This is a genomic window from Nonomuraea sp. NPDC003709 (genome assembly GCF_040610775.1).
Taxonomy (GTDB): domain Bacteria; phylum Actinomycetota; class Actinomycetes; order Streptosporangiales; family Streptosporangiaceae; genus Nonomuraea; species Nonomuraea angiospora_A.
Genome location: NZ_JBEXMW010000006.1, coordinates 328003 through 341534 on the forward strand (window position 1 = coordinate 328003; position 13532 = coordinate 341534).

Sequence of the window (13532 nt, forward strand, 5' to 3'; positions counted from 1 at the left end):
CAAGTGATGGACTACTATCATTTTTGAAGGGCGTTTCCGGCACATCGGCCTCTCCAGGAGATGACATGAGCGATCCTGTGACTCTGCCCCTGCATATGCGGCGCACCGCGTTCGATCCGGTTCCCGAGCTCGCGAAACTGCGCGACAGCGCGGGCATCGAGCGGGTGCCCACGCCGTTCGGGCTCGAAGCCTGGCTCGTGACCCGCTTCGCCGACGTCAAGGAGATCCTCGGAGACGCCGAGCGGTTCAGCAACAGGCGCCCGCAGAACCTCCCGGCCCCCGGCATGCAGGGCCTGAGCCCCGAGCAGGTCGCGAAGATGCAGGCGGGCAATCTCCTGCTGTTCGACCCGCCGGAGCACTCCCGGCTGCGCAGGATGCTGACGCCGGAGTTCACCATGCGCCGCATGCGCCGGCTGGAGCCCCGCATCCGCGACATCGTCAACGACCACCTCGACGCGATGGAGCGCGCGGGCTCGCCGGTCGACCTGATCAAGACCTTCGCGCTGCCCATCCCCTCGCTGGTGATCTGCGAGCTGCTCGGCGTCCCGTACGAGCACCGCGAAGACTTCCAGCAGCGCACCAACACGCTGCTCGACATCTCCAGGTCCCCCGAGGAGCGCACAGCGGCCTCGCTGGAGTCGCGTGCCTACATGTCCGAGCTGGTCGCCCGTGCCAAGGCCGAGCCGGGCGAGGACATGCTCGGCATGCTGGTGCGCGAGCACGGCGACGATCTGTCGATCGACGAGCTCGCCGGCATCTCCAGCCTGTTGCTCCTGGCCGGCCACGAGACGACCTCCAACATGCTCGGGCTCGGCACTCTGGCCCTGCTGCGCCATCCCGACCAGCTCGAACTGCTCATGAAGGAGCCCGAGCGGATCGGCGCCACAGTGGAGGAGCTGCTGCGCTGGCTCAGCATCGTGCACTCGGGCGTGGCCAAGGTGACCACCACCGACGTGGAGGTCGCGGGGCAGCACATCCCGGCGGGCGATCTGGTGATGCTGGCGCTGCCCTCGGCCAACCGCGACCCGAAGTTCATCTCCGACCCCGACCGCTTCGACATCACCCGCGGCGAGATGGGCCATGTCGCCTTCGGCCACGGCGTGCACCACTGCCTGGGCGCGCCGCTGGCCAGGATGGAGCTGCGCATCGCCTTCCCCGCCCTGTTCGAGCGCTTCCCCGGCCTGCGCGAGAGCGGCGCCCCCGCCGAGTTCCGCTCCTTCCACATCGTCTTCGGGCTGACCAGCTTCGAAGTCGCCTGGTGAACCCAGGGCGCGTCGGCTGCTAGCGTTCACATGTGCACGAGCAGCGACAGCGAGCCGACGCGCTGCGTAACGCGGACAAGATCGTCCGGGCCGCCATCGCGAGTCTGCGCGAGCACGGCCCGGACGTGTCACTCGAGGAGATCGCCCGCTACGCCGGCATCGGCAGCGCCACCGTCTACCGCAGGTTCGGCGACCGCGACGGCGTGATCAGGGCGGCCTTCCAGACATACTTCGCCGAAGAGGTCGAGCCGCTGGTCCTGGCCACGCGCGACGCCGACGACGCCGGACGGGCGCTGACCGAGGCACTGACCGCCTCGGTCGAGACCCTCGCGGCGCACCGCGCCCTGCTGCGGGCGGCGCGCATGTCGGGGGCGTTCACCGTCGACATCGCCGTGCGGTTCATGGGGCCGCTGGGCGTCGTGCTGGCCAGAGCCCAGCGGCAGGGCGCGGTACGCCACGACCTGATCGTCCGCGACCTGGCCGCCATCCTGGTGATGGCGCTGGCCACCATGCATTCGGGTGATCCCGAATGCGGCGATCTCCGCCGCTACCTGGCGCTGCTGCTGTCGAGCCTGCGGCCGTCGGACGACGAACTGCCGGCCCCCTCCGCCCGGTCGCACCACATCCTCGACTCCTCCCTGACTTCGCGACAGATCGGACACTGAACCCGCCTGATCCCGGCGCTGAGCCGACGGTGAAGGCGGCTGGACATCATGGCCCGCACCGCGCACCTCCGGGTACGTCACTCCAGCCGGGCCGCGGCCTCCAGCGGCTCGGACGAACGGAGGAAGCGCAGATCCTCCATGACCAGGGCGACATCGGTGGCGCCGCCGCGGCGGAGGGCCGGGGCCAGCGCGTCCAGGTCGGGCCAGCGGGACGGGCGGAGGTGGACGCGGTAGCCGTCCCCGGCGGGCTCCAGGGTGAGGGCTGCGCCGATGGCGAGCCTGCTCTCCGGGAGGTGGGCCGCGGTCGCTCCGGCGGCTCGTTCCAGGGCGGTGACCGAGGTGACCCCGGAGGCGATGGGCAGGGTCGTGTCCGGGCCGGTGACGTGTTCGTGCAGGTCACGCAGGCGGGCGGCGGCGGTTGTACGGGCGGGGTAGTCCTTGGGCAGGCGGTCGGCCACGAGCCTCGCAGCGCGGGCGATGTGACCCAGCGGCGGTACGGACAGACGCTCGCCGAGCAGGGCGATCAGCGCCTCCAGGGCGTCCTCGGCGCCTGAGGCGAGGGTGACCCACTGCTCGGCGGTGAGCGGGGTGAGCCTCGGGTGACGTTCCGTCCAGTACGCGACCGCCCGGTCCAGGTCGGGGCCCGTACGCCAGAGGTCGGCGGGGTCGTCGGGCATGAGCAGCTCGACGACTTCGACGGCCTCGTCGGTGGTGGTGAGCGCCTCCAGGGAGAGCGCGGCGATGCGCAGTTCGATCTCGGTCAGGTCGAGTTCGCGGGCACGGGCCGCGTCGCCCTTGCCCAAGGCGGTGACGCGGCCCCGCGCCCAGCCGTCCGGCCAGGAGAGCGTGCGGGCCGAGGTGGCCAGCAGGATCAGGCACTGGGCCGGTGACAGGCCGGTGGCCTCGGCGAACGCCCGTACGGTCGCCTGCCGGTCCACGGGCGGCGGGCCGTTCTCGGCGATCAGGTCGAGCGCCCGCCGGAGCCGGTCCGGGTCGCCCCAGCCGCGGCAGGTCCGCAGCTCGACGGCGCGGTTGCGGGTGAACAGGAGCGGGTCGGGGCCATCGGGGGTGTGGAGGAGCGCCGTGACCGCGTACCCGTGCCCCACCTGCTCGTAGTCGGCGACGGCGGCGGCCGAGATGGGGCCGCGGCCCGAGCGGATCTGCCCGAGGTCGTACTCCGGGCGCAGCCGGGCGACGTGCCAGGTGCCGTCGGTGCGGAGGAGTTCGGGGACGGCGGCCAGTTCCAGAAGTCGCGCGCGCCCGCCGCCGTTGCCCCACGCGGCCTCCAGGACGGCGGCGCCGAGGCGGCCCAGCGTGTTCTCGACCCCCTTGACGGCGGGGGCGTCGAATATCGCGATCTTCTTGTCGTACGGCACATCGACGGCGGCGCGGGCGAAGTGGACGATCCTCTCGTACGCGGACTCGGGCCCCGGATCGTCCGGCTCGGCGGGCTTCTCGGACCGGACGGCGGGTGCCGCGGAGGCGGGCGCCGGGCGCAGGTGGGGCGGCGGGGTCAGCACCAGGCGTTCCAGCAGGGCGAACGCGCGCTCGCGGCATTCGACGGCCGTCCACACCAGGAACGTGACGCCCTTCCACAGCGACTCGTCGGTGATCTCCGGCAGGAGCGGGCGGAGCCGTCCCGCCAGCTCGTCGCGGGCGGCGTCCTTCTCCGCGTACCCGCTCTCGGGGTCCAGCACCCGCATGAGGTCGGCGGCGAGCGCGGCGTCCGCGACGTCGATCAGGGCCTGCGCCTTCTTCTCGTCGACGGCGCGCAGTGCCCTGGATCCTTCGGGGTCGCGCGGCCGCATCGCCGACCACCGGCCGGGAGGCGCGACCAGGCGGGTCCCGGACGCATAGCGGTGATGCTCGACCGTGCTGATGTTCTCGGCGCCGTCGTGCTCGGGCACCCTGCCCCAGCCGCGGACGTAGCGGCCGATGGTCCGCCCGGCCGGATCCCGCAACTCGATGATCCGGCCCTGGCCGCGCCACACGGTGGCCTCGGCGCCACCGGGGAAGGCGACCCGTTCGCCGTCGGCCGGTACGACGCGGCGGGCGGCGGGGTGCGCGCTGCCGTGCGGGCAGTGCGGGCCGCCGTGGTCCAGTACGGTCACCCGGCCGTTCACGGCGATCAGGCAGCGGTCGTAGAGGTCGCGCGCCTCGGTCCGTTCGTGGGACCGGCTGGAGACGGACTCGTACGTGCCGAAGCCGTGGGACGGGCCGACTCCATCCGGTGTGACGACGGAGGCGCGGAACTTGTGCTCCCAGAGCCGGCCGGACTCGATCAGGAGCAGGTCGGTGCCGCTCTCTTCCAGGTAGTCGGTGATGGTGTTGACGTGGCCGGGGACGAAGGCGGGCAACTCCAGTTCGTCGAGGACGCCGCCGCTCAGCGTGGCGGCGAGGGCGCGGGCCGGGTCCGTCCCGGTCGCGATCGTCCGGACGCTGTCCAGGAGAGGGCCGGGGATTCCGGCGATGGTGAACCGTTCGGCGTCGCACAGGGCGGCGTGCGCGTCCGGAAGCCCTTGATCCGGGACCCGCTCGGCATGCTCGGCCAGGATGGCGGCGACGATCTGCGCCGTTCCCGGTGTCGCGGTCAGGGCCCGTACGGTCTCGGGGGCGGTCTGCTTCGGGACGGCGGGCTCGGTGACGTTGAGCTGGTTGGTCACGTTGCCCGCGATCGCGTCGCGCAGCAGCGGAGCCCAGTCCGGGTCGGCCGCGACGGCGGCCAGGTCGGTGCCCGCTCCGGAGGCGAGCCGGTCGTACAGCTTGAACGTGTGCAGCAGCCGGGGCCGCGCGAGCGGGACGCCGCGGTCCAGGAGGAGATCGAGGAGCGGGAGGTCGGCGGCGGTCTCCTCCCAGCGGTTGACCTCGTCCTCGTCCGCTCCCAGCACCGCCTCGTGGTCGTCGCAGGTGAGGCCCTCCGCGCGCAGCCGCGTACCGGCGTCGTGCAGGAGGTCGCCGAGACCGGCGACGGGGAGTGCGAGCCCCGCGTACAACTTCAGGAAGCGGCCGAGCCAGTCCGCCACCGCCGGCCCGCGGGACGTGCTGAACGGGGCGGTCAGGCCCGCGCTCGCGAGGTTGCCGAGGAGGAGCGACACTGCCGCGCTCTTCGCCTTGGGGGTGTCCGTGGTGGGCAACGGCAGGATGCCGAGGAGCGCGCGGCCGATGCCCGCGTCCGCCCGTGCCATCGGGCCGAGCAGCGGAAGGACGAACTTCCAGAGGGCCTGCGGTGCCGACTCCATGCAGCCGCTCTCCAGCAGGGCCCGTACGGCGCGTTCGTCCTCGGGGCCGCCGAGCGTGTGCCCGGCGGCCTTCGCCAGCTCCGCCCAGCCGTCGGCCAGGGCCAGCGCGCCGTCCGCGCCGTCCGGGACTTCCTCGCACCACTCGGTGAGCAGGCTGCGGTGCCAGCGGTACGCGCCGGGGGCGGGATGGCGGGCGGCGAGCCGCTTGCCGTGCTTCTTGAGCGTGGCCGGTCCGGCGGCGTCCGGTCCCGCGGCGAGGTGCGCCGCGACGAGCGCGACCTCGTCGACCGGCAGCGCGTGCGCGTCCTCGGCGGCGCGGGCCTTCTCGAAGAAGGCGGCGGCGAAGCGGGCGCTGCCCGCGGCGGCCATGATCCGCGCGCACTCCTCGTAGAACGGCGGCAGCAGCTCGGGCGCGTGCGTCTCCAGGTCGTCGCCGGTACGGGTGAGCGCGGTGCGCGCGAGGCCGGGCTTGCGCGCGGCCAGACCGCGGGCGGCCCGCAGGTCGGTGTGCGCGGCCAGGATGCGGGCGCGGTGCGCCGGGTACCAGAGCAGGGCGGACGCGAGGAACCCGAGCGGGCCCACGTGCACGGTGCCGACGCCGGTCTCCGCCACCGGGTCCAGGTCGTACAGCGACTTCTCGGCCTTGTCGCCGTCGACGGCCGCGCGCCGGACGAGTTCGACGACCGGCTCGTCCAGGACGGAGTGCTCGTAGCGGACGGCGACGCACGTGTCCTCGTCGGAGCCGGCGGGCGTGCCCGGCAGCACCGCCCCGGCGCGCAGCAGCACGTCGCGCGTCGGGCCGGTGATGCCGGAGGGCACCACGGTGCCGGGCTCGCCTTGGTGGGCGTCGCAGTAGTGGGAGTACGCCTCGGCTGCCTCCACCACCGGCTCCGTCTCGTCCACGGTGCGGTCCGCGTACAGGGCCATGAGAATGCGGACGCCCTCGGACCAGGCGATGTCGCCGATCTCCCGGCCGCCCGCGGTGAAGCTCAGCCCCGCCATGTAGGCCGGGCTCATCGGCCCGCTCCAGTCCAGGTCGATCTCGATGCCGAGCGGCTCGGGCGCGTGCACGGTGAACCGCGCCCTGTCCCCCTTGATGCGCCCGCCCAGCTCGTGCACGCGGCGCTCGAACGCGCCGCCGCTCTCGTAGTGGGCGTCCACGTATCCGAAGGTGTTGACCACGCCGAACGTACGGTCCATGCTCGCGGGACGCGTCCACACCTCGCGGCGTACCTGCTCGACAACCTGCGTGAGGTTCCGTCCCCGCCAGATGGGCAGCTTGTCGCCGAGCAGCAGCGGGTGCGGGATCGCGAAGGCGTTCGCGCCCGTCCACGCGCCCTCGCGCAGGAGCGCGCAGCGGCCGAGGTCGGGTGCGCCCTCGATGATCGGGGCGACGACCAGGTCGGTGAGCGTCTCGCGCCACACCGGGTCGTCCCACACGGCCGCGAACACCGCGGCCGGGACGGGCAGCGACCGCACCATCCAGGACTCGACCCGGTCATGCACCGCCCGCGCGCGCTCGCCGAGCCGGTCGCAGAGGGCGGCGAGCCGTACCGCGGTCGGATCCTTCCTGACGTTGGCGGGCACCTTGGCCAGCACGCGGCCCGCGGCCGTCCGGCAGGCGAGCACCGGCCGCCGCGTCCCCTCGACGGTGAGCTCGTGGCCCGTCGCGATCCCGATCCATCCCATGGGACGCCATTCTTGATCATCCCTACGACATTCTGCGGAAAACGGATGATTTACCCGCAGTGGCGGGGGCGGCCGCGCGGTGATCCGGGCCGCGTGGCGCTCATGTCATGGCGCTGATTCTCAGCGGTCCCCCACGAGTTCAGGGTGCATCGGCCAGGGTTTGCAGTCTCGTGCTCGCGGCCTTGTGAACCTCCGGGGCCAAAGGATCGTCGGCCAGTTCCAGAAGGCGCGAGCGGACCCGGACAGTGTCCCGTGCTCTCGCACAGGCGGCTTGCTGGACTGTGGGTTCGCAGTCGTCAAGCCCCTCGATGGCGATGAGCGCGGCCTCCTGTGGCGCACATCCCTGAAGCCCGACCAAGAATGTCTCCCGGGCCAGTGAGTGAACAGTGCCCTCCCAGAGGGCCACGAGTTCGTCGACGGCCTCGCGAACTCCCAGCCGTCCCATGGCTCGGGCCGGGAGCTCGGCCGCACACCACTCTTCGGACGCAACGGCGCGGCGCAGCGCGGCCAGCAGTACCGGTGCGTCACTTTGGTCTCCGACCTCTGCGAGCACGCGCTCCCCGAACGCGGCCAGCGTGTCGTCGCCGCTGCCGATCCAGGCGCGCGCTTGTGGCAGAGCGCCGGTCCCAAGGTGGCGCAGGGCCTGGGGCACGCCCGGGGTCCACCCCGCGGCGTTACGCAGTCCCGGGTCTGCTGCGAATTCGAGGACGATCATATCGCCGCGCCTGCCCAGCTCCTCCAGTGCCCATCGGCGCGCGGGACCACCGGCAGTGACGAGCCGGACCAGATCGCCAGGTTCGGCGTCGCCGAGTTGGAGGTCTGGCCTGACCGGCCTGTGAGAGCGGGACGCCTGTAGCTCCTCAACGATGCGCCTCACCTGTGGCTGGGACCGCGCGAACGTCGTCCACGGTTCCATGTCGCACCAGATCGCCTGCGCGAGCTGGGCGTTGTCGCGGACAGCAATGACGTCGTCGGCGAGCCCGTCCCAGAGAGCGGGAAGTTTCATGACCCCGCTGTCCCCGATCGCCTCCAGCGCCAAGGACCAGTGTCGCCCCTCGACTGCGTACCTGCGCAGTATCGTCGCCGCGTCGCCGCGGCCGACCCATGGCAGCAGGGCGAGGACCTGCAGAGCGAGCCCGACCGGCTCGTCATCATCGCCGTCATAGTCGAAAAGGTGCTGCTCGATCGGCGCCAGCGGCAGGCTGAGCCGGCCGATCAGACCGGCGAGATAGCTGTCACGCTGGTCTACCTGCCGGTCCCATCGCGTGTCGGTGATCACGCACTCGTACACCGTGTCGGCGGCGCCGGATTCAGCTGAGGCACGGCGTGCTGCGAGGCCGCGGCCTCGCTGGAGTTGCCCGCGGAACGAGGCCGGGCTGTCGTATGCATATACCGTCATCAGGATGCAGTATCCCGGTGGCCTTGGCTCGGCACGAGTGAATATCGCCAGGCAGAAGAGCGTAGCCGCCTGGCTACTGAGCCGCGCGCGTTGATGTCATGACAATTGCGGACATCAGGCACACTCTTCGAGCCGATCGACCACAGCCGGTTCGGGTACGCGCGCGTCTCCACCCGCCGCAGAGGGCAGGCACGGCGGCCGGTCATCTCGAAGGACATGATGCGCATCGCGCTCGGTCGCCGCGCAGACGGCGAGTCCGTCGCCGGCATCGCCAAAGGCCTGACATACAAGACTGCCAGTGGCGAGGAGCGGACAGTCTCCCGCCGCGCCCTCTGCAACGCATTCAAGGCCACGACCCCTTCCATTGGGGCGGGTACGGCGACGTCGAGCCGGCTCCAGGCGTGGCCGAGGGTCAGCTCGTTCCCGGCCGGGTGAAGCCCATGGGGGTGCGGCTGTAGGGGGCGATCTTGACTTCGGAGCCCGGTCTGGGCGCGTGGATCATTGTGCCCTTCTCGGGATCGAGCACGATGCCCACATGGTCAGCGGTGCCGTCACCGTTGTTGTCGAAGAAGACAAGGTCTCCGGCCTGCACATTGCCATCAGGGATGCGCGGTCCGCGCAGCCACTGGTCGTTCGCGACCCGGGGGATGGCGGTCCCCGCGGACTCGTACGCGCGCAGGGTCAGTCCGGAGCAGTCGAAGGAGCCGGGTCCTGTTGCTCCCCACACGTAAGGGTCGCCGATCTGCTTGAGGGCGTAGTCGATGACGGCCTGGGCACGAGGGTTGGGCGCCAGGTTGTGGGCGTTCGGCGGGACGGCCAGCGAAGGCGCGCCCCCACCGCCGCCGCCTCCACTGCCTCCACTGCCGCCCGCCCCGTTGACGCCGTTCCCGATGCCATCGCCGGGCGGCAGGCCGTTGCCGTTGCCGTTGTAGGACGCCAGCTGCGTCTTCGGGGTGTGCGGGCGGAAGTCCGGGTCGGGGATCCAGGGCATCTTGGCCTTGTTGCCCGGAACGAAGTCTTGATCGCCGGGAGCGGGGATGCCGGTGAAGAACCGCACCTCGCCGAGGTGTTTGCCGATCTCGCTGGTGGCCTGACCGAGTGCCTCGGCGGCCTTGTCCGTGTGCACCTTGGCGCGATCGAGGGCGTTGGACACCTGGGACCGGATGCTCGTCATCGAGATCGTGGTGCTGTCGGGGTCGTTGCGCTGCTCGTCCAGCCAGGCGCGTTTCTCCCGGTAGAGGGCTTGGACCTCGCCCTTGGCCGTCTCCAGCGCGCTCCCGGCGGCATCCAGCTTGCCGGCGCAGCTGGTCAGGGCCTCGCTCAGCGCCGTACCGGACTTGGGATATCTGGCCATGTACTTGGCGAAACTCTCGGCGGCGGCGCCGTTCCACGCGCTGTCCACCCGGTTGACCGCGCGTTTGATCACGCCGTTCTCTGTGGTGATGTCGCCTGCCAGCGTTCGCCACTGCCCCGAGATCTTGGAGATCTGGGCCTGGTCGCCGCTCAGGTCGTCGATGACGCGCTGGATGGGGCTGAGGTACTGGTCCCAGATGTCCGTCACACCTGCTCCGTCCGGGGAACGCTGGGGAGGTCGGCCGTACGGACGTTGGTGACGACCTGGTGGATGGCCGCCTCGACCTTGGTCAGGTTCTGTTGCGCGTGGCGGATCTCGGCGTCGATCTTCACTTCGAAGTCGTTGACGGCCTTGGCGAGCTTGTCAGAAACGTTCTCCAGGCCGCCGAAGCAGGAGGTGCTGACGCTCGTGGGGCCGTCCTCGGCCGCACTCTTGAACTGGTTGGCGACTCCCTTGGCCTTGGTGGCGCACTCTTCGAGCGTGTCGAAGTAGATCTCAAACCCTGCCACGTGAGTCACGCCTCTACTGTCAGATCAACATCAACCGCCCGACAATCTAACACCCCTGGCCTCTTCGCCCGGCTGCGATCTCATGGCCGGCGCGATGCCGGACCGTACGGCACCCCTTCGCCTGATCTGACCCGCCGAGGCGGCGATGTTGCCGAGCAGCGGTCGGGTGCCTGATCGCCCGGCCAGCAGCCGTACCTGGATGACGATCCGGCGGCGATCGAACGCCGGCGTCAGGATGTCCGGGTCGCGATCGGGCTGCTGTAGGACACGTTCTTGCCTCCCACGAACGGCAGCAGGCGCTCCGTCTCCTGCTCCAACGCGGCCCGGTCGGTCGCGGTCAGAGGGCGGAACGGCGTGAGGTGCAGGGTTTCGCCTTCGAGGGACCAGGTTCCGTGCACGTGGCCGTCCACGAGGAAGGTGGGCCGTACCTGTGCCTGGCCGGGCATCACGTGTTTGCGGTCCTCGTCGCTGATGATGCGGGTCCGGTCGGCGTGGCCGAGCAGGGCGTTGTCGAAGGCGGGCAGCAGTCGCACGGGGGCGGGCGTGTCGAGGTCGGGCAGTTCCGCGTCGGCCAGGTCGATCAGTTCCCTGCCGTCGGGGTCGCGGTAGTGGCGCAGTTCGGCGCGCATCCCGGAGACGATCTCGCCGAGGCGGGTCAGCCCGGACCAGGCCTGTACGTCCATGATTCCGGCTGGGCCGAACGCTGCCAGATAGCGGCGGATGAGATCCTTGGCGGTCGCCGGAACCATGGGCCGGCCGAGCCAGGTCTCGGCGGGCGTGACGCAGACGGCCGACCGGGTGCCCCAGGAGCCCCACGTACCGGTGGCCGGGTTGTGGACGAGGGGGGTCCTGAGCTCGATCTCCCCGGCGAGGACGCGCCCGTCGCGGTCCGGGTGGCGTTCGGACAGCCGCCGGGCCAGCTCCTTTCGCGGTGTCGTCCCGCCCGCCAGCAGCTCAAGCCCGGTGGCGACCAGTGAGGCGGTGTCCAGGCCCGCGCTGTTGCGGGCGAAGTAGGGCGAGCGGGCGGTGCGGTCGAGGACGGGCTGCAGCAGCGGCCGCAGCCGGCGGAAGTCGTCGGCCGCGGCGAGGTGCTGGGTGCTGCGGAGCAGGCCGGAGCGGACCACCCTCCGGTCCTGCAGCAGCGTGGTGAGCTCGGAGTGGGTGAAGCCGCGGATCCTGCTCCACAGCCCGACGTAGGGCCAGTTGGGCTCCTGAGCCTGCATCGCGACCAGGCGCCCGATCACCTCAAGCGGGGTGTGATCGGTGCGGGCCAGCAGGAACTGGCGGTCCAGCAGGGCCCGGTTCAGGGCCCTGGTCGAGAGAGTCGTCATGACAGCCGCACCGAGACGTTGCCCCGGTAGGAGCCCTGGAGCAGGGACAAGAACGCCTGCGGCACGTCCTCGAGTTCGCCCTTGATGGCCGTCTGCGGGTAGACGAAGCGGCCCTCACCCAGCCAGGTGCTGAAGTGTTCCCGCCAGGCGGCGATCTGGTCGGGGGTGTGGTAGCAGGAGAACGGCAGCAGCTCGATGCCCCTGGCCTGGGCCGCGGCGTGGTCGGGCGTGGGGAAGCGCTCGGCCGCGTCGCCGAGCTGGCTGGACAGCGAGCCGCACAGCGCGAACCGGGCACCGGGCCTGGCCGTCTGCAGCGCGGCCTGATACTGCTCGCCACCCACGACGTCGAAGAACACCGAAATGCCCTCGGGTGCGAGTTCTCGGAGCCGGTCGACCGGCGAGCCGTCGTGATAGTCGAACGCGGCGTCGTAGCCGAGCTCGTTCACCAGATAGTCGACCTTGGCCGGGCTGCCGGCGCTGCCGATCACCCGCGCCGCGCCCAGGCACTTGGCGATCTGACCGGCCAGCGAGCCGACCCCGCCCGCCGCACCGGAGACGAACACCACGTCGCCCTCGCCGACGCCCGCCACGTCGGCCATCCCGTAGTAGGCCGTCGGCCCCTGACCGAGGTAGTAGCCGGGGTCGGCGATGGGGTCAAGCTTGGTGTACTGGGCGGCCGGGCCCGCCGAGTACTCGCTCCAGCCGGTCATCGACTGGACCAGGTCGCCAACCGCGAGCTCGGGGCTGTCGGACCGGACGACGGTGCCGATGGCGGCCACGCCCACCCGCTGGCCCGGCTGCCAGGCCGGTACCGGGATGGTGCAGTCCGCGCGCATCAGCTCCAGGTAGGTCGCGGCGAGCCCGACCTGGTCGGTCCGCACCACGACCTCGCCGTCCACCTCGGTGGTGGCGACGGTGAAGTGGTCGAGCGTGGGGGTGCCGGCGATCTGTGCGGTCAGCTGGATCTCACGGGTGATCATTTCTTGTTCCTTAGGTCGGTACGGCCTTCGAAATCGACTCTAAACAGGCTTCCGGTCACTTTTTGACCGGAAGTCGCGCGAGGATGGCGACATGGCGAACACCAGCTCACGGACCCTCCGACTGCTCTCGCTGCTGCAGACCCACCGCCACTGGCCCGGCACGGAACTGGCCGAGCGGCTCGGGGTATCCGAGCGGACCCTGCGCCGCGACGTCGACCGGCTGCGCGAGCTCGGCTACCCGGTCAGCGCGGCCCGGGGAACCGACGGCGGCTACCAGCTCGGGCCCGGCGCCGTCCTGCCGCCGCTGCTGCTGGACGATGAGGAAGCGGTGGCTCTGGCGGTGGGCATCGGCGACGCGGCGCAGAGCGGGATCGCCGGGATGCAGGAGGCGTCGCTGCGTGCGCTCACCAAGGTGATCCGGGTCCTACCGCCCCGGCTGCGGGCCAGGGTGGACGCCCTGCGGGAGATGACCCTCTCCGTCGCCCCGGCCGGGCCGGTCGTCGCGGCGCAGGTGCTCACCGCAGTCGCCCAGGCCTGCCGCGACCAGGAACGGCTGCGCTTCGGCTACACCGCCAGAGCCTCCGCCCCCACCCGGCGCGAGGTCGAGCCGCACCGCGTGGTCGCCCTCGGCGGACGCTGGTACCTCGTCGCGTACGACCTGACCCGGCACGACTGGCGCAGCTTCCGCCTCGACCGGCTGACCGAGCCGGCCGGGACCGGCACGCGGTTCCGGCCGCGTCCACTCCCGGCCGAGGACGCCGCGGCCTTCGTCCAGGCGGCCAGCGGGGCCCCGGCGCCGTACACGGTCCAGGCGCTCGTCCACGCCCCCGAGGCCCGGGTACGGCAGGCGATCGGCCAGTGGGGCACGATCGAACCGCTCAGCCACGGCACCTGCCGGATCACCATGACCTCGACCTCCCTCGATTGGCCGACGCAGGCGCTGGGCAATGTGGGGGCCGATTTCGAGGTGCTGGGGCCGCCGGAGTTCGCCGCGCACGTCCAGGAGTGGGGCGCCCGCTTCATCCGGGCCACCGGCGCGCCCGACAGGCCGTCCGTGCCGTAGCCGGGAGGCATCCGCGTCACCGAAGGTGATCGTGTCCACCA

Annotated in this window: 9 protein-coding genes; 3 read left to right on the plus strand and 6 right to left on the minus strand. The window is 71.5% G+C overall.

The window, feature by feature from the left end:
* Positions 1-65 precede the first annotated feature (65 nt).
* Entirely contained in the window at positions 66-1262 is a 1197-nt protein-coding gene (locus ABZX61_RS20840; protein ID WP_355196726.1) for a cytochrome P450, read from the plus strand.
* Between the two features lie 32 nt (positions 1263-1294).
* Positions 1295-1927: a helix-turn-helix domain-containing protein gene (locus tag ABZX61_RS20845; RefSeq protein ID WP_355196728.1), complete on the plus strand. Its 633-nt coding sequence runs from the start codon at positions 1295-1297 to the stop codon at positions 1925-1927.
* 77 nt (positions 1928-2004) lie between these two features.
* Here ABZX61_RS20845 and ABZX61_RS20850 read toward each other — a convergent pair whose 3' ends face one another.
* The 6 genes from ABZX61_RS20850 to ABZX61_RS20875 all read right to left on the minus strand — a co-directional run bounded on the left by ABZX61_RS20850 (position 2005) and on the right by ABZX61_RS20875 (position 12428).
* Positions 2005-6855 carry a DUF4132 domain-containing protein gene (locus ABZX61_RS20850; RefSeq protein WP_355196730.1) on the minus strand — a complete coding sequence of 1617 codons (4851 nt, stop codon included), beginning with the start codon at positions 6853-6855 and terminating at the stop codon, positions 2005-2007.
* Between the two features lie 139 nt (positions 6856-6994).
* Positions 6995-8134 carry a hypothetical protein gene (locus tag ABZX61_RS20855; protein ID WP_355196731.1) on the minus strand — a complete coding sequence of 380 codons (1140 nt, stop codon included), beginning with the start codon at positions 8132-8134 and terminating at the stop codon, positions 6995-6997.
* Between the two features lie 532 nt (positions 8135-8666).
* The gene (locus ABZX61_RS20860; protein ID WP_355196733.1) at positions 8667-9815 is read right to left on the minus strand and encodes an NlpC/P60 family protein; all 1149 of its coding nucleotides are present in this window, start codon (positions 9813-9815) and stop codon (positions 8667-8669) included.
* The gene (locus ABZX61_RS20865) at positions 9812-10126 is read right to left on the minus strand and encodes a hypothetical protein (protein WP_355196735.1); all 315 of its coding nucleotides are present in this window, start codon (positions 10124-10126) and stop codon (positions 9812-9814) included. Before ABZX61_RS20865 ends, ABZX61_RS20860 begins: the two co-directional genes overlap by 4 nt.
* 221 nt (positions 10127-10347) lie before the next feature.
* Complete coding sequence (locus tag ABZX61_RS20870; protein WP_355196737.1) at positions 10348-11448, minus strand: winged helix DNA-binding domain-containing protein; 1101 nt, start codon at positions 11446-11448, stop codon at positions 10348-10350.
* On the minus strand, positions 11445-12428 hold the full coding sequence (locus ABZX61_RS20875; RefSeq protein WP_355196739.1) for an NADP-dependent oxidoreductase: 984 nt from the start codon (positions 12426-12428) through the stop codon (positions 11445-11447). The genes ABZX61_RS20870 and ABZX61_RS20875 overlap by 4 nt, the downstream gene beginning before the upstream one ends.
* Positions 12429-12519: 91 nt before the next feature.
* Between ABZX61_RS20875 and ABZX61_RS20880 the strand changes: the two genes are divergently transcribed.
* On the plus strand, positions 12520-13491 hold the full coding sequence (locus ABZX61_RS20880; protein WP_355196741.1) for a YafY family protein: 972 nt from the start codon (positions 12520-12522) through the stop codon (positions 13489-13491).
* Positions 13492-13532 lie beyond the last annotated feature (41 nt).

Bases quoted from the DNA above. Each gene is read 5' to 3' on its own strand.
- ABZX61_RS20840 (WP_355196726.1), top strand. From the start codon at position 66: ATGAGCGATCCTGTGACTCTGCCCCTGCATATGCGGCGCACCGCGTTC.
- ABZX61_RS20850 (WP_355196730.1), bottom strand. From the start codon at position 6,855: ATGGGATGGATCGGGATCGCGACGGGCCACGAGCTCACCGTCGAGGGG.
- ABZX61_RS20870 (WP_355196737.1), bottom strand. From the start codon at position 11,448: ATGACGACTCTCTCGACCAGGGCCCTGAACCGGGCCCTGCTGGACCGC.
- ABZX61_RS20875 (WP_355196739.1), bottom strand. From the start codon at position 12,428: ATGATCACCCGTGAGATCCAGCTGACCGCACAGATCGCCGGCACCCCC.
- ABZX61_RS20880 (WP_355196741.1), top strand. From the start codon at position 12,520: ATGGCGAACACCAGCTCACGGACCCTCCGACTGCTCTCGCTGCTGCAG.